The organism is Taibaiella soli, from assembly GCF_003236175.1.
GTDB lineage: Bacteria > Bacteroidota > Bacteroidia > Chitinophagales > Chitinophagaceae > QKTW01.
Genome location: NZ_QKTW01000002.1, coordinates 1 through 21,050, shown reverse-complemented (window position 1 = coordinate 21,050; position 21,050 = coordinate 1). Strand labels below are relative to the sequence as shown.

General features: G+C 42.4%; 17 protein-coding genes. 12 read left to right on the top strand and 5 right to left on the bottom strand.

Annotated elements, in window-relative coordinates; all coding sequences use genetic code 11:
• The first annotated feature begins 31 nt into the window (after window positions 1-31).
• The 5 genes from DN068_RS00405 (at window position 32) to DN068_RS00385 (ending at window position 8,581) form a co-directional block, all read left to right on the top strand.
• A complete protein-coding gene (locus DN068_RS00405) occupies window positions 32-3,187 on the top strand; it encodes a glycosyltransferase family 117 protein (RefSeq protein ID WP_110996900.1) in 3,156 nt (1,051 codons plus the stop codon).
• Window positions 3,188-3,268: 81 nt separating this feature from the next.
• Window positions 3,269-3,979: a hypothetical protein gene (locus tag DN068_RS00400; RefSeq protein ID WP_123985169.1), complete on the top strand. Its 711-nt coding sequence runs from the start codon at window positions 3,269-3,271 to the stop codon at window positions 3,977-3,979.
• A 7-nt stretch (window positions 3,980-3,986) separates the two neighbouring features.
• Window positions 3,987-4,685, top strand: a complete 699-nt coding sequence (locus tag DN068_RS00395) for a hypothetical protein (RefSeq protein ID WP_110996898.1) — start codon at window positions 3,987-3,989, stop codon at window positions 4,683-4,685.
• A 214-nt stretch (window positions 4,686-4,899) separates the two neighbouring features.
• Window positions 4,900-5,490 (top strand): hypothetical protein, encoded by a 591-nt coding sequence (locus DN068_RS00390; protein ID WP_110996897.1) that lies wholly within the window; start codon window positions 4,900-4,902, stop codon window positions 5,488-5,490.
• Between the two features lie 466 nt (window positions 5,491-5,956).
• Window positions 5,957-8,581, top strand: coding sequence for a hypothetical protein (locus tag DN068_RS00385; protein WP_123985168.1), 2,625 nt, complete (start codon window positions 5,957-5,959; stop codon window positions 8,579-8,581).
• A 413-nt stretch (window positions 8,582-8,994) separates the two neighbouring features.
• Here the strand turns inward: DN068_RS00385 and DN068_RS00380 are convergent, their stop codons facing one another.
• The 5 genes from DN068_RS00380 to DN068_RS00360 form a co-directional block, all read right to left on the bottom strand.
• The gene (locus DN068_RS00380; RefSeq protein ID WP_110996895.1) at window positions 8,995-9,594 is read right to left on the bottom strand and encodes a T9SS type A sorting domain-containing protein; all 600 of its coding nucleotides are present in this window, start codon (window positions 9,592-9,594) and stop codon (window positions 8,995-8,997) included.
• A 464-nt stretch (window positions 9,595-10,058) separates the two neighbouring features.
• A complete protein-coding gene (locus DN068_RS00375; protein ID WP_110996894.1) occupies window positions 10,059-10,559 on the bottom strand; it encodes a hypothetical protein in 501 nt (166 codons plus the stop codon).
• Window positions 10,560-10,705: 146 nt separating this feature from the next.
• Window positions 10,706-13,234 carry a T9SS type A sorting domain-containing protein gene (locus DN068_RS00370; protein WP_207798822.1) on the bottom strand — a complete coding sequence of 843 codons (2,529 nt, stop codon included), beginning with the start codon at window positions 13,232-13,234 and terminating at the stop codon, window positions 10,706-10,708.
• A gap of 466 nt (window positions 13,235-13,700) precedes the next feature.
• Window positions 13,701-14,186 carry a hypothetical protein gene (locus DN068_RS00365; protein ID WP_110996892.1) on the bottom strand — a complete coding sequence of 162 codons (486 nt, stop codon included), beginning with the start codon at window positions 14,184-14,186 and terminating at the stop codon, window positions 13,701-13,703.
• Window positions 14,183-14,662: a hypothetical protein gene (locus DN068_RS00360; RefSeq protein WP_110996891.1), complete on the bottom strand. Its 480-nt coding sequence runs from the start codon at window positions 14,660-14,662 to the stop codon at window positions 14,183-14,185. The genes DN068_RS00365 and DN068_RS00360 overlap by 4 nt, the downstream gene beginning before the upstream one ends.
• Before the next feature lie 61 nt (window positions 14,663-14,723).
• Here DN068_RS00360 and DN068_RS00355 point away from each other — a divergent pair, with 61 nt between their 5' ends.
• The 7 genes from DN068_RS00355 to DN068_RS00325 all read left to right on the top strand — a co-directional run bounded on the left by DN068_RS00355 (window position 14,724) and on the right by DN068_RS00325 (window position 20,865).
• Window positions 14,724-15,590 (top strand): hypothetical protein, encoded by an 867-nt coding sequence (locus tag DN068_RS00355; protein WP_110996890.1) that lies wholly within the window; start codon window positions 14,724-14,726, stop codon window positions 15,588-15,590.
• 108 nt (window positions 15,591-15,698) lie between these two features.
• Entirely contained in the window at window positions 15,699-16,091 is a 393-nt protein-coding gene (locus tag DN068_RS00350; protein ID WP_110996889.1) for a hypothetical protein, read from the top strand.
• Window positions 16,092-16,478: 387 nt separating this feature from the next.
• A complete protein-coding gene (locus DN068_RS00345; RefSeq protein WP_110996888.1) occupies window positions 16,479-17,798 on the top strand; it encodes a site-specific integrase in 1,320 nt (439 codons plus the stop codon).
• Window positions 17,798-18,589 (top strand): hypothetical protein, encoded by a 792-nt coding sequence (locus tag DN068_RS00340; protein WP_110996887.1) that lies wholly within the window; start codon window positions 17,798-17,800, stop codon window positions 18,587-18,589. Before DN068_RS00345 ends, DN068_RS00340 begins: the two co-directional genes overlap by 1 nt.
• 75 nt (window positions 18,590-18,664) lie before the next feature.
• Window positions 18,665-18,967 carry a helix-turn-helix domain-containing protein gene (locus tag DN068_RS22455; protein ID WP_110996886.1) on the top strand — a complete coding sequence of 101 codons (303 nt, stop codon included), beginning with the start codon at window positions 18,665-18,667 and terminating at the stop codon, window positions 18,965-18,967.
• Window positions 18,968-18,974: 7 nt separating this feature from the next.
• A complete protein-coding gene (locus DN068_RS00330) occupies window positions 18,975-20,438 on the top strand; it encodes a DNA primase family protein (RefSeq protein WP_110996885.1) in 1,464 nt (487 codons plus the stop codon).
• A gap of 118 nt (window positions 20,439-20,556) precedes the next feature.
• A complete protein-coding gene (locus DN068_RS00325) occupies window positions 20,557-20,865 on the top strand; it encodes a PG0870-related protein (RefSeq protein ID WP_110996884.1) in 309 nt (102 codons plus the stop codon).
• Window positions 20,866-21,050: the final 185 nt, after the last annotated feature.

Sequence of the window (21,050 nt, the reverse complement as noted above, 5' to 3'; positions counted from 1 at the left end):
TCTATTTTTGTTGCCGTCAAATAAAAGCTGAATGAACTATCGCAAGATTAACAACCTTATGGGTTGGCTTACAGGCGCTATTGCTTACATTGTTTACCTACTTACTATGGAACCCACAACCAGCTTTTGGGATTGTGGCGAATTCGCTTCCTGTGCCTATAAGGTAGAAGTAGGTCACTCACCGGGCGCACCTTTCTTCATGTTACTGCAACGTTTCTTCAGTTTGTTTACTGGAGGTGCTATGACAGCTCAACCTTCTGCCAAAGCGGTAGTACTCATTAACTCATTCTCTGCACTCACAAGTGGATTAACGATCCTCTTTCTGTTCTGGACGATCACTCACCTCGCTAAAAAGCTGATGGTAAAAGAAGGTGACGAACCGGATGGCAAGAATATCGCGCTCATTATGGGCGCTGGTATGGTAGGTGCACTGGCCTATACTTTCTCTGATACTTTCTGGTTTTCTGCCGTTGAAGCAGAGGTTTACGCGACGTCTTCCTTCTTTACTGCCTTTGTATTCTGGGCGATCATGAAATGGGAAAACATTGCTGATAAAAGATACTCCGATCGCTGGCTGGTACTGATTTGCTATATGATGGGTCTCTCCGTAGGCGTGCACTTGCTCAACCTCCTGACGATCCCGGCATTGGCAATGGTATACTATTTCAAACGTTACAAACCAACCACAACAGGCGCTATCGGTGCATTCCTGATTGGTTGTGTGTTCCTGGCACTCGTTCAGTTCGGTATCCTGCAAGGTATCCCTGTACTGGCTTCCAAGTTCGATCTGATGTTTGTAAATGGCTTCGGTCTGCCGTTCGATACCGGCGCTGTATTCCTGATCCTCCTCATCGTTGCGCTGCTGGTATGGCTGCTCATCTGGGCAAAAAGAAAAGGTCACTACCTGTTGCATACGGGAGTGCTTTGTATCACTTTCGTAATTATTGGTTTCTCTTCTTACCTCACTGCCATCATCCGTTCCCGCGCCGATGTACCTATCGACATGACGAATCCGGACAACGCAATGAGCCTTACTTCATACATTTCCCGCGATCAGTTTGGTCAGCAGCCGCTCCTTTTCGGCCCTGATTTTAATACGCCGGTTACTGGCTATGACAAAAAAGGTAACACTTACGATAAATCTAAAAAGAACGGTAAAGACTACTACGAAGCTGTAGGTAAAAAAATCGAACCTAAGTTTGACGGTGGCCGTTTCTTCCCGCGTATCTGGGATAATAACGACCCAAGCCACGTACAGTTCTACCGGAATTATCTCGGTCTTGGTCCAAATGATGATCCTTCTTCTGCCGATAACTTTAAATTCTTCTTTAATTATCAGCTGAACTGGATGTGGTGGCGCTACTTTATGTGGAACTACGTAGGTCGTGAAAATGATGTGGAAGGCCAGGGTGACGCGCGCGCCGGCAACTGGATTTCCGGTATCAAACCAATCGATCAGTTCTTCGGCCGTGGCGATATCGACAAAATGGGCGATGGCATGAGCAACAACAAAGCACGTAACGAGCTCTACTTCCTGCCATTCATCCTGGGTATTCTCGGTCTGGTTTACCAGTTCAACCGCAACCGCAAAGATGGTATCATTGTATTCCTGCTGTTCTTCTTTACTGGTATTGCCGTGGTGCTTTACCTCAACAATACTCCGCTGCAGCCGCGTGAACGTGACTACGCTTATGCCGGTTCTACTTACGCTTATGCAATCTGGATTGGTCTGGGTGTGCTGATGGTGGCAGAATGGATGCAACGTGCAGTAAAAGGTGCTTCTTCTGCGTATCTCGCAACTGGTCTGTGTTTACTGACCGTTCCTGTGCTGATGGCTGCAAAAGAATGGGATGATCACGACCGTTCTAAAAAATACCTGGCTCGCGACAGCGCCTACAACGTGCTGGAATCCTGCGAACCAAATGCAATCCTGTTTACATTCGGTGATAACGATACTTATCCGTTGTGGTATCTTCAGGAAATTGAAGGCGTACGCTCCGATGTCCGTATCGTAAACCTGAGTCTCCTCGGTATTGACTGGTACATTGACCAACTGAATTATAAAATTAATAAAGCAGATGTGGTGCCGATGATGTGGCAAAAACAACATTATGTAGGAGATCGCAGAAACTTCCTCCGCGTAATGCCAAATCCGCAGATCCCGCAAAATCAGTACATCAACCTGACCGATATCTGTAAATTCATGATCAGCGATGATCCGAACAGTAAAGTACAGGTATCTGCCGATGGCGAAACATCCAACTATATCCCGACTAAAAACTTCTATGTACCGACGCTTTCCAAAGCTGAGCTCGTGAAAAACGGCATGGCGAAAGCAGAAGATACAGCTCGTATCACAAACGAAATGAAGTTTACAATGGGTAAAGATTATGCTGATAAAAGTGATCTGACCGTACTGAACATCGTTGCGGCAATCGCACAGCAAGGCTGGACTCGTCCGATTTACTTCGGTGGTGGTCTTCCGGGTGATAACTATCAGGGCATGCAGGATTATCTGAAAATGGAAGGTATGGTTTACCGTCTCGTTCCGTACAAGGTGGTCGATCCTGCAAATGCTGCGGCTTCTGCGCAACGTGGCGAAATGGGCTTCGTTGATGCAGACAAGAGCTTTAATCTCTTTACTAAAACTTACCGCTGGGGCGGCGGCGAACGTAACGACGTTTACTTCGATGAGAAAAACAAAATCATGTTTACGTCTTACCGCAATAACGTTTCCCGCATTGCAGCTGAACTTTCCAGACAGAACCGTCAGAAAGATGCAGAAGCTGTAATGGATGTGGTAGATAAAAACATCACGCAGGCTGCTTACGCGTACAACCCGTATTTGCTGCAAGGTTTCGATCCTTCTGCTTACTTCATGGCAGGTGGTTGTTACCAGATCGGTTATGTGAAAAAAGGCCGCGAAATCACAATGAAGCTGGTGAAAAACCTGGAAGCTGACGTTAACTGGATCCTGACGCTGAAAGATGATGCGAAAGAATCTATGGCCAGCGATGTACAACGCGATATCAGCATCATGAGCATGCTGGGTAATATGGCAAAAGGTTCCGGCGATAACGCCACAGCTACAGAACTGGAACAAAAAGTAAATATGCTGGCTCAGAAAGTAAGCAAGCAAATCAATATGCAGGCGTTCCAGCAGCAACAGCAGCAACAAGGCCAATAAAAGCCGCTGCACAAGCAATTTTTGACAATTCTGCAACATCTCCGGTATCCGCCGGAGATGTTTTTTTTATAATATTGCATTATGAATTTCCGTCTAAGCGCAATGGCGCTGTTCTGCACTTTATTCCTTTTTTCTGACAATATTTTTGCCAAAACAAAAAGTCCGCGTGTAGCCCCGGCTGCACTGTTTATTCAGTTGAATACAGAAATGGTACGCGAAGGTTATCTGAAAAAGAAAGGCGATACCAGTGGCCTCTTCCGACTGCAAAATGCCTCTGGCAACGCAGCACAGGTCATGATGAATGATTTCACTGACAATTTTAAATTCTGCCCGGTTTATTATTTCGCCGACAGTAACCTGAACCGTTTGAAAGACGGCGACCTGAGTGTATTGATGGATGCCCACCACAAACCGGTAAATAGTGAAAAACTGGCTTCTGTAAGCGGTAATTATTTTATCGGCTATTTTGGGTTTACAGGTCTGGCTAAATATCAGCCAGTTAAGACCGATGATCCAAATGCGCCTGCTTCATTGCAATACGATAAAGTATACGGTACTTCTTACGGCCATGCCAAAAGCACGGCAACCGCAACCGGCTTTGTGGTAACTACCAGCGATGAGCGTGAAATACAGCGTTTTTTTGTTGGTCGTAACCGGGATATGAATGTTTTCATCGGTTCGCTCCGCGACGCAAGATATAATTACAGTTCCAGCGACTTTTCGATCGATTATGTTCGCTCAGCCAAATCATTGAATCACCTGTTTTTCGATTATTACATACCTAAAAAATAACTCGCTTATGATCCGGTATTGCTTTCTGATCGTAACCCTACTTCTTTTTCCGGCACCAACTTTTGCGCAGGACAAAATATTTACCCGCAAACATGCCAAGAATGAGGTTCCTCCGAAAGCATTACTGGTAATCATTCCTTCCGAGACAAATCGTAAGAAAGCCCTGATTGCCGCACACGACCAGAAAAGGCTTTCTTTGCTTCAGGACGCGGTGACAAAAGTGCAGCACAAAATCGTTGTAGATTTTACTGATAATTTCCATTTTTGTCCCGTTTATTTTTTCGTAGACACCAACCAGTCAAAAATAGAAGCGCTTCAATTTGAAGGCGTTTTACTCGACAGTTCATTCAAGCCTGTGTCCAATTCTGTTTTGCATGCAGGAGACACTGGCTTTTTCGTAGGTTGCTATGGTATCATGACCAATACACCGGATACAACAACTATCTACTCTAATACGGAGCAATACAAACAGCATCAGGATGTTGCAACCCAAACACCTTCATTTTATGTGATGAATCATGAATTTGAAGTACTTCGCTCTGGCTACCCCTTTAAGGCTTATGGATCAACGGAAAATCCAGGTTATAAAATGAAGAAACCGAAGAACGCCTACTACTATTCTTCTCCATATTTCGACATCAGTTACGAGGCCTCCGCATGGAAGTATAGTGCGACGCTCACACAGTTTTTTGATACGAAACGGTAATTTTTAGCTTCTCATTTGGTTAACCAGTCGTTAATCGTAAAATTTCGATAAATTCCATCTATATTTTACGATCCGGGTAGTAGCCTCGTACACAAATGATTACAAAGCCTGTAGCTACATGTTTCCTGTTAGTAACTAAATGAGGTACAATTGATATCACATATTAAAAAGTTTGTATGTTTGTATCTCATTGTTTAACCAAAACTATTGAAACATGAAACAACTTATCCTTACAGCGCTTATCGCTGTAGCAGGCGTATCTGCCGCAAACGCTCAAGCTGGACAATGTACAGGCTGTACAGCAAACACTTATGACTACTGTACTACTCACGTAACCGTTAGTCTCGCAAATGTGCTCGAAATGCACTGCGATAACTGCAATGACATGCAAGTGTGTGCAAACACTATTGCTGACTGGGCAGGTGGACTTTCTCTTGGCGAATCTACTTTTTCTATCGCATCAACTAAAGCATTTGACATTTGGAGCGGTACTATTGGCGCAAATCTGACAAGAGTTGGCGGCGGCGGTTCTATTCCTGCAAGCTTGCTCAAAGAACAAGTAACACTGAACAACATGGGCGTTGGTAGCTCTATCGTATCAGGATTTAGCGCAGCTCCAGGTTTAAGCGTAGGTCAAAGAACTGGTAACACTACAGCTACTGCAGGTACAAAAATCATCCAAAACTGCCCTGCAAGCCTCTTAACACACCAGGCAAAAGTAAAACTGAGCACTGGTCCAATTCCTGTAGGCACTCCAAACGGTGATTACAATATCGACGTAGTTTATGTAGCCATTCAACAATAAGGATTTAAAAAATAAAGCGCTCCCTGAAAGCAGGAGCGCTTTATTTCTCTTGATACATTCCCTTCTCCCTCATTAAGAAACATTCCCTCCTATCACAGTTTTTATTAACTGATTTCTGATGTCTGATTTTTAGGATTTGTAAAGTTGTGCAATCGTAAAGTTGTAAGACGTTTAAGCAGCCTGGGATCAAAACACGCTGCTTTTTATAACTCCGGAGGCATAACAGTAGCCCGAAAAATCAGACATCGGCAATTCAGCCAGAAAGCAATCGAACGAAAGCAACGCCAGCCGTTACCCTTATTGAAACGAAACAATGAAAGCGCCCCCACCATGTCAAAAGTGGTTGATAGTTTATGCTATCACCGTTCTTCTGTGTTTCAATATACCTTGTTTCGCTGCACAGGAAAACCCATATGTGCATCTTGATTACAAAGAGTATGTTGTGAGCGCAGAGAAAAACGCTTTCATGCGCAACAACATCACTATCGTCAATATTTACAACAGACGCCTCAGCCTGGTATTGCATCTTGACGTTCCCAAAGGTATTAATCTCATTTCCCAGAACGATGTAGTAGTAGAACTCAACCCGGGCGAAAATCAGGTCGTTCCGATAACACTCGGTGTAGACAAAACTACTTTGGCCGACATGAAAGAAGTAAAGCTGGATATCAGGCTCAAAAATCCGGCAGCCGTCTTTTCCTATAATTTCTGGGTGAAAATATTACCGGTACAGCAATTGATTATTGTGCCCGTACAACGTGATTTTGTCGTTTCCAAAGATGACCGTGAAGTAAATATGGGCCTGCGCATCAAAAATACAGGCAACATCACCAATAATTTTTACATCGCTTATTCCAGCCGCTTCTTTCAGCTAGACAAGAAAATAAAACTGTCTTTACCTCCGCTCAAAGACACAATTGTCTATTTTAAATACACTGTTCCGCTGATTTTGCTCCACGATATCAGCACCGAGCGCATTATCAGCCGCATCGGTAACGATACCAATTACCAGTCGTACTCATTTTCTATCAGCAAAGTGACCAATCATAAAATGATGCACCAGAATGCATTCGCCACTTTCCCTGTGATGCTGGAGGCGGGCTATATTTCCAGCGGCATGCAGCATTCGTACTACTGGGGCTTTAATGCAGCCTACCAGTTTGACAACAACAATTCCCTGAACGTAAACTACCACAGCCGGCAATACGGCATAGCCGGTATACAGCGCGATGTATTTTCTGTGTATTACAAACACAACAAATGGGACATGATGGTAGGTCAGCTTTCTGACTTTAGAAATTTTTACACCAACGGGCTCGGTGCGCAGGTGACTTACCACAAAAACGACTATGAAGGTGTATCTGTAATGGCTATTACCAACTGGCAATCCATTCCGGGTGCACAACGCGGCCAACTGCTTACGGGTGAAATCCGCTACAAGGTGAAAAAAGTTTTACTCAGCACACTCGCCGCTGTAAACCAGGATCAGGTAGCGAAAGTGAACAGTTACCTGTTTCTCAACACTGCTAATCTGATCAATACGGAACGTATACATTTTCGGGTAACCGGCGGCATCGGCATCGATCATTTTACCAATGTTCTTGAAAAAGCAGCGAACGATCAGCCTGGCTATTCCGCCGGATACAACTTTGCGTATATACGCCGCAAATGGTCATTTACATCAGATGTGCTGATGAACAGCAGCAGTTATCCGGGCATTTATAAAGGCTGGCGAAGCCAGTCGCACGTGCTGAGCTACAACCTGCGTCGCAATCTTACAATCTCGGGCTACTATAATTCCAATTTTACCCGGCAGACTTATTTTATCGACAGTGTGTATTATGACAACCGTTTTCTGTATAACAATACCAATTTCGGCGGAAGACTGGCATATTCTTATAAATCGTTTGGAATAGCAGTAGGCGGCGGCTATTCAACGGCTACAGGACTTATTTCAGCCAATCTCCCACTCTATAAATCAGGCACGCTGGATCTGAACTACCGCTTGAAAAATGTCGGCTCCATCAGTATCAATTCGATCCTTAACTACAATGATAATTTTGGCCTTTATCACGAAAAAGTACTCTACTACGCTAATCGTGCAAGCTTCCAGACACGCTGGGGCGGCCTCAATCTCATGCTAAATAAAATGCCCTATCTGCCTAATTTCGAAAACCAGGACAGCCTGTATCTAATGGGCTATCGCGATGTTGTTTCGTTTTCACCTTATGTCTATCATTCTTTTCTGCACCAGAAACTGCAGGCAAGACTGCAGTTCAACTATTACAAAGCAACGCAGCTAAAAAACCTTAACCTTACCGAATCATTTTTATTATCCCTTTCTTATTCCAATCCATCGCACGGACTAGATATACTGCTCTACGGCAATTATTTTCTGAATACCGAAAGTATCACCTCCAATTACGGTACGCTCACAGTGCGCAAAATGTTGAATGTGCCGATTATCACGCAGCGCAAGTATTACGACCTTTCAATGATCATATTTGAAGACAAAAACGGTAATGGTAAAAAAGATGAAGGCGACCCGGTGGTGCAGGACGCGCGTGTAGATATCGACGCGATGTCTTTCCTTTCGAATAATAAAGGAATTGCCGTATACAGAAATGTTGAGAAAGGCACTTATACACTGGATTTCCATAACCTGGCCAATAGCGCCAACGGACTTATTCCATCGCGCGGTTTCCGGCAAACGGTAACTGTGGCGGGCAACACGCAATATGAAATTCCATTCAACAAGGGGAAAGTGATCAAAGGCTATGTATACATCACATTTGACAGCCTCAGCAGCAGCACTTTTACCAAAGACAGGCTACGCATTACCGCTATAGATTCTGCAGGAGAAAAATTTACGACGCTTACTGACGAGGATGGCAATTATATTCTGACCGTACCAGAAAACACTTATGTAGTGAGCATGAATCCGGAAGCTTTCGACGATAATTTCAAACCGGTGCAAATGTCCTACTCTGCCGATCTGGTGCACAATCCGACTGCTAATATCATTTTTCATGTGAAGCAAAAGGCAAGGAAAGTAAACAAGATCAAATCGAACATCAATAACGAAAAATAACTGATCACTTGAGGTGTGGGTTTATATAATGTTATAGAATTTTAGCTTTCGTAACAGGGCTGACTAATCTTAGCCGGCCTTATTAATTTCTTGCTACAGCCTCCCACAGCAAGTACGTCAAACGCGATATCAGATCACCACTTCGACTCTATGAGCACTCCAACATATCCTGGCATTAACATTCAATAAATAACATAACAATAGCTGACTACAACCTAGCTTTCTATTTTAAGAATCGGGGGTTTGACTTTGGAAGCTATTCCTGGCTAATTCCTAAGGCAAACACAGTTGGGTTAGTCTTAGCCCAACTTTCAAAAACCTCCTCTAACACTCGATGGAGGAGCAATAAACAATGATTCGACTCCACTCACCACGGTAGCAACACAAGCAAAGCCCATGACAAAGGTTTTGACTTACTCCTTAGTGATCGTCTCCTGTTTCAATATCTGATCACCTTCAATAACGGCAATAAAATAGGTACCCGGAGCCAATGACTTCAACGACATTTCCGTTCTCGGACCGGTGACTTCCGCTTTCAGCACACTACGACCGGCAGAATCATAAACATGGATTACATTACCCACATTTCCGCCAGAGATAGATATAAAACCTGTGGTGCGCAGCGGAGCTATCTGAACATTGCGGTCACAGGTCAGCGAAACTGCAGCAGTCTGACTATTTAAAAATTTCCCGTCTTTCCCGTTAAGTTTCAACCGGTATTCATAACGTCCTGTACCAAGACCATCTTCCGAATACGCGTAGTGCCCGCCGCCGGATGCCTGTACGGTGGCTACCGTTACAAACTTGCCGCCGTTGCTGCTTCTTTCGATCTGAATATCTTTCACATTCGTTTCAGACGCCGTATTCCAGTCCAAATGAGTGTCGCAGCCGTTGGCCGCCGCTGTAAAATTCAGAATCGTTGTCTTCCCTTGCCCATTGGCAATGTAGCTGGCGAATAAGAAGAATACAATCTGCAAGCCCAAACTTCCGACTAAATTCATTTGCTTTCTCATGATGTAAAATTCATTCTAATCAATTCAACTAAACAGTCTAAACAGGCATAATAATAATCCAAAAGGGCGGATTTTAAGATTCCGATTGCCGAACTTATTGATCTATAAGGCGAGCTAGCCTTTTACGAAATCGATCTCGTGATTTATCTGGTCGACATACTAAATCACTAAGTACACCTTGTCCCGATACCAGGTCGACCTTGTATTTTACGAAGTCGACCTACCGAATCACGAGGTCCACTTTGTTTAGATACCAGGTCGACCTTGTATTTTACGAAGTCGACCTACTGATTCACGAGGTCCACTTTGTTTAGATACCAGGTCGACCTTGTGTTTTACGAGGTCGACCTACTGATTCACGAGGTCTACCTACTTACAGCATAAGGTCCACTTCGTGATTCACTAGGCGGAGCAAAAAAAAGCCCCCGCAAACTGCGGAGGCCCAGGCCAGGTATTTATTCAGATTACTGTGGCGTACTTGCCGGTGTATCCGGAGTCGGATTATCGTCAGCTTTACGAGAGCCATAGCGTTTATTCCAGTCATCAATTTCATGCATCGCCGTATCAAGTGCACTGTTGGTGGTGCGTCCGGCCTGCAATGATGCGGTATAGCGATCGGAGAGGATCATAATGTCATTGCTGTTTGCAGCCTGTATATTGCTGATCTGTTCCGAGACACTCATGAGCAACTGACGAAGATCCTCCAACTGCTGGTCATAATCGAGGGCGGCAATCAGTTGGGCAGGATCATCATTTCGAGAAAGGCTGTCGACATGTGACAACGCAATCCGCGATAACAAACGGACATAACCTTCGCGTCCTTCCGCCATTACGCGCATCCGCTGCTTTTCAGAAGATGCAAGGGCTACGGAATACTGCATAACCTGCACTTTCAGCGCGCTAATGTCAGTCATTGCACTGTTAAAGATTGCGGACGGAATTGGTTCTTTGAGGAATTTACTCATATTGATGTGTTTTGATACAAATGAGTAAAACAAGGACAATGCCGGATTTTGCAAGAAAACGTTAAAATAAAAATAAGGTCCCGGCAAATTGCCGGGACCGCTCTATCCAATCTATATATCTAATATCCGGTTCTTTTTTTCTATAACTATTCCTTTATTATAGTTGTTTGTTTCACCAGTTGATTGCCATCAATAAGCGCTACAAAATAGGTTCCGGAAGGGAGACCGCTCAGCGACAACGTCGTTTTCTGACTGTTAGCTTTTGTAGTAATTACAGTGCGGCCTGCAGCGTCATAAACATTAATCACCGCACCTGCATTCGCACCTGTTACGTAAACGATACCACTTGTGCTGGTAGGATATACCTGAACATGCTGATCACAAGCGAGCGTTACTGTAGCAACCCAGCTATTAAAGTAAGTTCCGTCATAATCATTAACCTTCAGACGGTAACCATAGCGTCCTGTTCCCAGATCATCTGCGTAGGTATAATGTCCACCGCCATTTGGCTGTACAGTAGCAATAGTAGCAAAATCACCGCCGTTGCTGCTTCTTTCAATCTGGATATTTTTCACGTTTACTTCAGAAGCTGTATTCCAATCCAGGCGTGCGGCACAGCCATTTTTTGAAGCAGTAAAATCTTTAAGAATTATTGGCAAAGGAGCACCTTGTATAAAACCAAAATTCACATTGGTAACATCACTGGACGGATTAACCGCAAAGACAGTTACACTGGTAGCAGCGCTGCTCACATTATTGCCCGAAGTATTATTCACACCGGTGTTACTTCCTACAAAATTCCAGCCGGACGGCGTATTCATTGTACCATAAATATCGCCACTATTCAGCACCTGTGTACTTATGACAACCTGGTAAGACTTGTCAACATCCGGTGCAAACAACATATAAGTACCATCACTGGCAACATTGGAAATACCTGCTACCTGATTTGTTGACGGATCCAGCAGATAAGCGTATACTGGCGTTCCGGCCATTGCATTCATAGGCGTACCATCAATAACACCATTACTCATTCCATTAGCATCATTGTAAACAGTACCCGAAATCTGATAAGAAGCCTGACGCAAAAAGAAATTATCCAGATAAGCGTCATTTCCTGCAGTACCATTAGCATAAGTTTGATAATAAACACCATAATTGCCCGCTGCAGTTGCCGTAAAGTTGGTAACAACCCTGTTCCAACCGAGGTTGATACTATCTGATGCGTTTGAAGTAGTGGTTTGTACTACCATATAGCCTATCGCTGCAGTATCGCCCGTTGCTAAATTAATCAGGGAATAACGCAATTTAGTAGGTACTGCAAACTGTGCACCCTGATAAGTTTTGTTTGCGCCCTTTCCATAAAGACCAAATGAATAGTTTTTATTTTGCACCAGCGTTACTGTATCAGAGAATATATTTTCGGCAGAGCTTATCGGCGCTGCAGCATTACCGTTCAATGCCATAAAACGATCATTCCATGCACCGTTAGTAGCACCAACCGAATAGCGCCATCCCCAGGAAGTACTGTTCAAAATTTGAGTCATACTCTGTGAACCGGAACCACCGTCCAGGGTTTCCAGTATTGTAGTTCCGCGCATATCAGTAACCGTATAAGTTGCCTCTGCCTGTAACATACTGCCGCTGGCAATTGAATTCTCGTAGGAATAATCACTCCCCATCACATAATCCGTTACATTAGGGAACATATCTGGTCTAGGATCGTAATAATTGAAGGAAATAGCATTCGGGTGCAAGTCCATAAATCCTGTACCAGTAGAATCCGAAGTACCAAAAGTGCCATTATGCTCATTGGTGATCAGGTTAGGATTAGCATGCGTTACCTCGCTCACATAGGAAGACGTATTAGGCAAAAGACCAAAATTCACTACGCCACTTTGAGAATAAGGGTTTGCATCCTGCAAAGGATATATATTCGCAAACATAACAACACCGTCTGCCCAGCTTTTAGGCCAGGTGTATGCTAAGCGCTCTGATCTTGGCAGGAGATTTCCCTGCGGTTGTACGATTACAGAAAAACGTTCCTGTCCGTCAATTGCGCTGCCAGGAAACTGAAAAGCGCCAGTGGCGTCTGTCACAGTGGTACTGATCGGCGTCGCATTAGAAAGCTGCTTCAGCCATACCGTAGTGCCGACAACAGCTGGCTCACCTGCATCTTGTACATCATTCAGATTGTAGTCCTGAAACACTGTACCCCGGATTGAGAAATTCTGAAATAACTCGATCTCGTATATACCCACCTGCGTACTCGCATTATTTACAAAACGATAATATCTGTAGGCGGTGCTATTGTTGGCAGCAAAAAACTTGCGGGAGCCATCCATTTCCCAGGTATTGCCTGTATGCGTATCTAATGTCACAAAACCGCTGGTAGCATTATTAGATCCCTGAATAGTCCAATCAGAAGGATAATTTATCCAGCCACCGTTAGTAAGACTATACCCCTGAACTACCTTGGCAGAACCAAGATCAATCGTGATAGTACCATTGGCATTGAGTACCTGACTTGTTGTAGCGCTATTGTCTACAGGCGTTGAGCTGCTGGTTGTTGTTCCCGTACCTGAAACATCCACCGTAACGCTTCCTGGTGTAATGTCGGACAAATTAATTTGTGCATTAGCACCATAATCAGCGAGTAAAAGACACGCTGCCAAACCGCTGAATTTGGTCATCGTTCGAAAGGATAAAGCATTTTTGCACTTGCCTTTAAAAAAATTGGTAATTGTCATAAACGTTATTTAAAAATTAAACCATACATCATTAAAACCTGACGATGATCATGCAGCTTAACCTTGTCATTAGCTAGCCTGATTCATTGCTGAGATTTGTATGGCAAAATTCACATTGAATACTTTTTTTTAAGGGTCCAAAAAGACATAGAAAGCATCCAATTAGACATATTCATCGTGGACGCTATTTTCCCTTTACAATCAAAAGCCAATGAAACATTCGATACGAATCAATTGAAAGACCTCCACACTTCAGTATAGTGAGCAGTACAACCTTATTATGCGCCTTTGAGAGAGAAGCGCAAAAAAAAGAGCCGCTGACGCGACTCTATTTTTTATTTCCATATTGACAAAATGGATGGACGTTATATACTTAAAAACTCCTGACCAGTTACTGCGCACTGAGCACAAACGACAAATTGATATCGTAAACACCATCCTTGAAATTCAGATCTGGCAACACTTTCACATCCATCCGGTAAGTGTTTTCAATATTGACATTATCACTCTGGAGTATTTTTACAGGCGAATTAGTCAGCGGAATATAATTACTGCTGTTGGCTGGCTTTATGCTAATAAAACCCGTTGGCGATGCATTTTGATATACATCGTACACAGAATTTCCATTGAGCGCCGCAGTCACCTGCCAGGGAAAATTACATCGCACCCGCAGCTCGCAGTAAGACGGAACAACCTTGCCCGTTTTATAATCTTCCAGGTTTCCAAAATTGACGAGATGCTCATTGAGCATAGTAATGGTGAGCGATTGCAGCGGAGGCGTATCTACACTGCCCGCCACTGAAGCGGTAAGCGTTTTTTGGCCGGCGGCAAAATATCCGGCGCATAAACAGGAAAGTAAAAAGATGCAGGCTTTCATGGTTCAACAAGGGAAAAAGTGATCGTAAAATTGTGACTGCCGGTTTTATCAAAACCTGTTTGCTTTTTCAGGACCACATCGTAATTGAATAAGTTGAGATTAGTTGCCTTGTCTTGCTCAAAAAGCAATACAGGTTGAATCGACAAAGCCACCGGACTGGCATAATTGACCGGACTGAAATTGGTAGAGGTGCTATTTCTTAGTTTCAGGCAAATGCGACGGGCCATAGCTTCACTTTGATCTGCACCGGTAAAAACTACCTGCGCATATATCAGACATTTCGATTTCTTTGAACTCACAGAAACAGAAACGGCGTTGTCAATTACTTTATCGGTTAAAACGTCGTCGATTGACTGGTAGGAAAAGTTGATATTATTATTGGGCATAACAGTGATAGCATTGTCGTCCAAATTGTTTTGAGCCAGAATACTACCCGAATAATAAAATACTAATAAGAGTGCTATAAATCGTTTCATGATGGTGGGTTTTACATCCCAAAATTATGTATTTTTGTTATATATATTAAATAATTCCCCCATGAAAAAAGCAAAATTTTGGGCCATAGTGGCATTACTATGTAATACTGCTATTTGTGCCGCTCAAGCCCCGACACCATCGAATGCACCAGCGACAGACACCACGAAAAAAAAGGGATCAATTGGCGTAGCAGTGAAACCAGTACGCATCGATTTTCATCTGGTAAAAGGAGAAACCGCTTATCAACCGATCTATGTAACCAACAATTTTAGCACGACGATGCAGTTTAAGGCGCGCTTTATGGATTGGATGCGCGACAGTACCGGCGGACATACCTATGCTGAGCCAGGTACATTCCCCCGCTCCTGTGCCAAATGGATGTCGTTTAATAAAGATCTGATAGAAATAGAACCGGGTAAAACCGGTGAGTTTCTGGTACGGATGAAGGTGCCTGACAACGACAGCGCCGTACAAGAGATGAAATGGTGTCTGGCATTTATAGAATCGGTGGCAGAAAATAAAGCATACAAACCATCTGATTCATCCAGAGCACATGTGCGTGCAATTATGCGTGTAGGCATTCATATTCTGCAGACACCGCCAGCGCTCGCAGATAAAAAAGACGTAAAAATGCTCAGCTTTACTTCGGTAACGGGCGAAAAGAATAAATACAGGATTCTCGCGCAGAATACGGGAGAAACACAACTGGAATGCAAAAGTTTTATTGAGCTGCGTTCTTTGACTACGGGAAGTAGCATTACCATCCCGAGCATAGAATTTCCGCTCTTTCCAAACCAGAAAAGATATATGGACTTTACATTGCCAGACGACCTTCCGAAGGGCAAATACACGGCAACCGGTGTGGTAGACGCACAAGAGGATGATATTGCCTTGCAGGCTTCTGAGGCAACAATTGAAATAAAATAACTACTACCGCTTTCATTATGTAAATACAATTTTTCTCAAACCTTAAAACGAAAACAATTTATTAGTGGCGCGATTATTTGGAATTTTTCACATAAAATCAGAACACCCATGGTCGCCTTATTAGACATATTGCATAAGATCAGTTTTGGTTCGTGGGATAAACAATCCGATTACGGCAATACGACAAACATCGAATTGTTGCAACAGCAATTTTTCTCACTGCGCTTTATCATTACAACCAATATTGAGGCGGCAGAAGAAAGGTACTATCAACTATATGGTCACGGCGAAACTTACTATTTTCCGCTTACTGATTATGAGCAGGGAAAAGCACTCATCGGACAGCTGCATCATTATCTGAGGCTGGATGAACCTAAAAAATTTTCCGATCCGGAGATTTTGACCGTCGGCAAAAAAATGTTTCTGTTTCTTTTTATCCAGGAAGAAAAAAACACCAATACTTCAGCTGACGACCAGTTGATGGGAACAGTCGACAAATGAAACGTTTCATGAACACTGAAGTTTCAACAAAATTGACAAAGAAATAATACAGCCGGATGTCGTCTTTCTAATCGCTCAATTAGCGGACCCGCGATAGAACTTTCCTTTAGGGAATAAGGGTAAAAGCAGCCATGGTACAAATAAAAAAGCTTCAGAAATAAATCTGAAGCTTTTTTGCTGAGGTCGAGGACGGATTCGACCGACCTATATTTGCATTTTCTCGACTATACCCCATTTTACACTGAAACGCTTTACAGTATTGTATTTCGTAAAGATGAAAAGTATAAAGGCGAACAAAAAAATATAATGGTATAAAAAAAGTGTACCACATAGTGTACCACAATTGAATATTGCTTTATTTTTACAGCGTCAAAAAAAACGAGAGCTATGAAGGTGAAGTTGTATTTAGCACGCCCGACCGTTATTACAAACGGAAAACGAACAGTATCCCCAAATGACACTGCAATATTTGCCCGTATTAGCTATGCCGGATACCGTCTGAAATACTACCTTGACGAATCCATAAATCCTAAATACTGGAATAGCAAGGATCATAAAGCAAAAGAAACTTCAAAATTCCCCCAATTTCCTGAGTTCAACAACCGCCTGAAAAATGACATTTCAGCAATCGAGGATGTGGTCAGGAAATATTACAACGACAACAATAGCACATACCCGCCACCTGAAGTGCTGAAACAATTACTTGATTCTGCACTCAAACAAGGCGACAATGTTGAACGTATGACCTTCTTTAAATTCTTTGTCGATTTCATCGAACGAAGTAGTAATGGCGTGAGGTTAAGCGAGAAAGGACAACCTATTACCGCGGGTACGGTTAGAACATATGAAACTACAAAGACCTGTCTGGAAAATTACCAGACACACAGTAAAAAGAAAGTCGACTTTGAGAATATTGACATGGCTTTTTACGTTGATTTCAAAAAGTATTTGACTTTAACGCTCAAACTATCAACCAACTATATCGGCAAACACGTAAAGACAATTAAGACTGTTTTACGGGATGCCGAAAATAACTTCGGGATCGCTGTGAACCCAGCATATAAGAGCAGCGATTTTATAACTATCAAAGAAAATGCTGACACGGTATATTTGGCAGAATATGAGCTAAAACTGATAGCAGACCTAGACCTTGCTGATAATCTCCGTCTTGACACAACACGGGATTTGTTTTTAATCGGCTGTTATACAGGACTAAGATTTAGCGATCTTTCGACTCTTACCCCTGAACATATCAATGAAGGCATGATTACTATTACCGCACAAAAAACGGGTCAAACGGTGGTAATACCGCTCCACAAAACAGTCAAGCAAATCATGGAAAAATACAGCGGTCAATTACCTCCAGCGAAAAGTAATCAAAAAACCAACGAAGCACTAAAAGACCTTTGCGCTAAGGTAGATGCATTAAAAAAGAAAGTCTGTATTAAAGGTACTAAGGGTGGTCAGCTAGTGACCCAATCTTTGGAGAAATATAAACTGATAACAACACACACAGCCCGCCGCAGCTTTGCTACAAATCAGTACCTTAATAAAGTACCTGCGATAACAATCATGGCTATCACCGGACACCAAACAGAAAGTGCCTTTATGAAATATATAAAGGTTGCCGCCGACGACCATGCTAAAATATTACAAACCATGTGGAAAGATCAAGAAGACAATCTGCCTAAAACAATTGCTATCTAATGAAGATGAACCTAAGTGATTCAGATTTTATAGCAGGTAGTATTTCAGAAAAATACCCTGTCCCATCGTTATCTGAGGAAGAATATCTAAAAATACCTGCCGACATTCGTGATAGTGTTCAGGAACATTTAATAGAGATCACTAGAAAAGACACAGGTGAGAGCAGAAAGTTTCACGTTAACTATTATGCAGACTTAATATTAGAAGGTTTCTTCAAAAGCGTCGACGAAACTTCGGCTTACAATAATAAATTACTGATTCTGGCAAACGCAAAACACAGCTTAAGACAGTTGTCCGAGTTTCTAAGGCCGTTCGACGACTACGATTTTCAGTGGCAACTCAAAAAAATCAACGACACTGTTGAATACGTTAAAGAACATAAAGAATACAGCACATTTGATGAAGCAAAAGTCAAGGAACCCGAAAAGGATCACGTACAAACTAATACGGAGAAGCTAAAAGAAATCCTGGATATTCATCGCTTTTTCGACTTACCAATGGTAAAGGAAATGAGAAATAGCGCTGATTTACCGTCAATATTAGTAAACAGTAAGCTACCCTATAAAATTGCGATGTTTCATCTCTTAGGATTTATTGCCTATTTAGATAGCGAGGTGTTCGCGACAAAAAGTGCAATGTATAAAGCGATTGCCAACTGGCTTGGCTCCACAGAGAGAGAAGTTAGCGGAAATATTAGAGTACTCAGCTCCAATACGAACGAGCCGAAGGAGCGTTATACGGCCGACCAATATTTGGAGAAAGCGAAACGAGACTATAATAGGGCAAAATAGGGACTATTGCCCCGAAATGCCCCAAAATGCCCCGCCTACGTTTGTTGTGTCGAAGACAAAAGCCGACACATTCAGATGGAAAATATAGACATCACATCGTTGGAGCAAGTTCCTGCCGGACTTACACTATTGCTCAAAAAAATAGCTGATATAGAACACAAGATCAGCACTCCTCCTCAACCCACGCAGCAACAGTCCACGACTGATGCGCTTTGCACGCGTAAGGAAACAGCGCGAAGATTAAACATTACTCTTGCAACCCTCAACGAATACACAAAGTCGGGGAAAATAATAGCTCATCGCATAGGCAACAGAGTCCTATACAAGGAAGCTGATATCCAAAATGCGTTATCGCAAATTATAACCACAAAACGGTAAGCGCATAATGGAACAAGCGAATGTAAACGGGCTAAATCCCAAATTTAATTTGGATGACTTTCACAAAGAAGCAAAAAACTGTATTGAAAAAGGTTCGACCAAGCCAATTAATCATAGTGACGTTCTAAACCAATTACTCGAACAAATCGAACCAATAAATTTTAGAGAATATTTAGAATTACCAGAAGATGAAGATGTAAAGCAGAAGCATATAATAGTAGCTATCATAAAAAGGCTTTTGGAGATCGCGTCAAAATTCCAATGGAATCTATCTAAGGTTTACGATTACACCTATGTATACAACGGCGCATATTGGCAACAATTTGACAAAGAAGAAATCAAATCTTTTTTGGGGAAGGTTGCTATAAAAATGGGCAGTCCTGAATACGAATCAAGACATTTCGAGTTTAAGGACAAATTACTAAAACAGTTTTTAACAGATGCCCACCTGCCGCCACCACCAACAACTCAAGGAAAGATCCTCATCAATTTACGAAACGGAACTTTTGAAGTTACAAACGAAAGAAGCAGATTAAGAGAATTTAACTCAAAAGATTTTTTAACCTACCAACTTCCTTTTGCGTATGATGAAAATGCTACCTGTCCGACCTTCGATAGCTATTTAAAAAAAGTATTACCGGACAAAGAAAGTCGAGACGTGTTGCAGGAATTTTCGGGATACATTTTCACTACACTCAATTTAGAGAAAATGCTCCTTTTGATAGGCAGTGGAGCAAACGGAAAAAGTGTATTTTTTAATATTTTATGCGCTCTGTTGGGTCGGGAAAATGTATTGAATTTTACTATGAACTCATTTTCCCATGAGTATAATCGTGCAAAACTGACAAATGTACTTTTGAATTATAGCAGCGAAAAAGGAACGGATTTAAATTATGACACCTTTAAGGCATTAGTTACAGGAGAGCCATTGCAAGCTCGTGAACCGTATGGCAAAAGCTTCACTTTACACAATAAGGTCAAATTTATAATCAATGCCAATGAACTCCCTAAAGAAACAGAACACACGGACGCATATTTCAGGAGATATTTGATAGTTCCATTTAACGTAAAAATACCTGAGGACGGGCGAAACATTTTCCTTGCTGATAATATCATTCAAAACGAATTAGCGGGCGTATTTAACTGGTTACTGGTTGGTTTAAAAAGAATATTGGGTCAAAAACGATTTACCGAAAGCGAAAAATCCAAAACTGCACTTGAACAATTCATGCAACAATCAGACAACGTTGCATTGTTTATTGCTGAGCGTTACTATAAACCGTCATCCACAAATAAAGTTGCACTCATCGACCTCTTCAAAGATTATATGCAATTCTGCGATGACGATGGATGTAAGCATCTCAGCAAACATAAATTCTCGAAAAGGCTGGAAAGCAAGGGATTTGAAAAAACAAGGCTTGGCGGTGGTGCGGCGGCCTTTCTTATAGAAACAATAACCCCGCCCTTTTAAAACAATAGGTCTAAATATTTTTCACTTTTTCACCTTTTCACTTTACTCGGACAAAATACTTAGACCACACTGAGGGTAATGAAAAAGTGAAAAAGTGAAACTTCAAAACAACTTTTCTATGGCATACACATACACACTAGACAACAGAAAGCCACATAAAAAATTCAAATGTCCAAATTGCGGTGAACAAAAATCATTTGTGCGTTATATCGACAGAACAACCGACAATTATTTGCCCGAACAATACGGGAAATGCGATAGAGAAATAAACTGCGGATATCACAATAATCCTTACAAAGACGGTTATGCCAAAGAGAATATGAAGCCGCTGCACGACAAATATATTTTAAAACGCCCAATACCTCCGATTCCTCCCACGTTTATTAACAATGATCTTTTTTTTGGCACACTTCGTCACCATGACTGACGTCCTCCCCAAAACCGTACATGTCTAAAGTAGAGGTTCGGGCATGTTTTGCGGTTGCTTCCCTATGCGGGGGATGATGTCTTTTCTGATGACGCAGTAAAGATGTTCGCTGTTGCAAAAGACGTCATTTCCTGCATAGGTGCCGCCGGCAGGCGTGTTGTTTTTACTTCCAAACGTTCTATGAA

Coding starts and splice junctions, on each gene's coding strand:
- DN068_RS22455 (WP_110996886.1), top strand. CDS start 18,665: ATGGAAAATATAGACATCACATCGTTGGAGCAAGTTCCTGCCGGACTT.
- DN068_RS00405 (WP_110996900.1), top strand. CDS start 32: ATGAACTATCGCAAGATTAACAACCTTATGGGTTGGCTTACAGGCGCT.
- DN068_RS00350 (WP_110996889.1), top strand. CDS start 15,699: ATGGTCGCCTTATTAGACATATTGCATAAGATCAGTTTTGGTTCGTGG.
- DN068_RS00345 (WP_110996888.1), top strand. CDS start 16,479: ATGAAGGTGAAGTTGTATTTAGCACGCCCGACCGTTATTACAAACGGA.
- DN068_RS00340 (WP_110996887.1), top strand. CDS start 17,798: ATGAAGATGAACCTAAGTGATTCAGATTTTATAGCAGGTAGTATTTCA.
- DN068_RS00355 (WP_110996890.1), top strand. CDS start 14,724: ATGAAAAAAGCAAAATTTTGGGCCATAGTGGCATTACTATGTAATACT.
- DN068_RS00330 (WP_110996885.1), top strand. CDS start 18,975: ATGGAACAAGCGAATGTAAACGGGCTAAATCCCAAATTTAATTTGGAT.
- DN068_RS00325 (WP_110996884.1), top strand. CDS start 20,557: ATGGCATACACATACACACTAGACAACAGAAAGCCACATAAAAAATTC.
- DN068_RS00375 (WP_110996894.1), bottom strand. CDS start 10,559: ATGAGTAAATTCCTCAAAGAACCAATTCCGTCCGCAATCTTTAACAGT.
- DN068_RS00365 (WP_110996892.1), bottom strand. CDS start 14,186: ATGAAAGCCTGCATCTTTTTACTTTCCTGTTTATGCGCCGGATATTTT.
- DN068_RS00400 (WP_123985169.1), top strand. CDS start 3,269: ATGAATTTCCGTCTAAGCGCAATGGCGCTGTTCTGCACTTTATTCCTT.
- DN068_RS00390 (WP_110996897.1), top strand. CDS start 4,900: ATGAAACAACTTATCCTTACAGCGCTTATCGCTGTAGCAGGCGTATCT.
- DN068_RS00360 (WP_110996891.1), bottom strand. CDS start 14,662: ATGAAACGATTTATAGCACTCTTATTAGTATTTTATTATTCGGGTAGT.
- DN068_RS00380 (WP_110996895.1), bottom strand. CDS start 9,594: ATGAGAAAGCAAATGAATTTAGTCGGAAGTTTGGGCTTGCAGATTGTA.
- DN068_RS00395 (WP_110996898.1), top strand. CDS start 3,987: ATGATCCGGTATTGCTTTCTGATCGTAACCCTACTTCTTTTTCCGGCA.
- DN068_RS00385 (WP_123985168.1), top strand. CDS start 5,957: ATGCGCAACAACATCACTATCGTCAATATTTACAACAGACGCCTCAGC.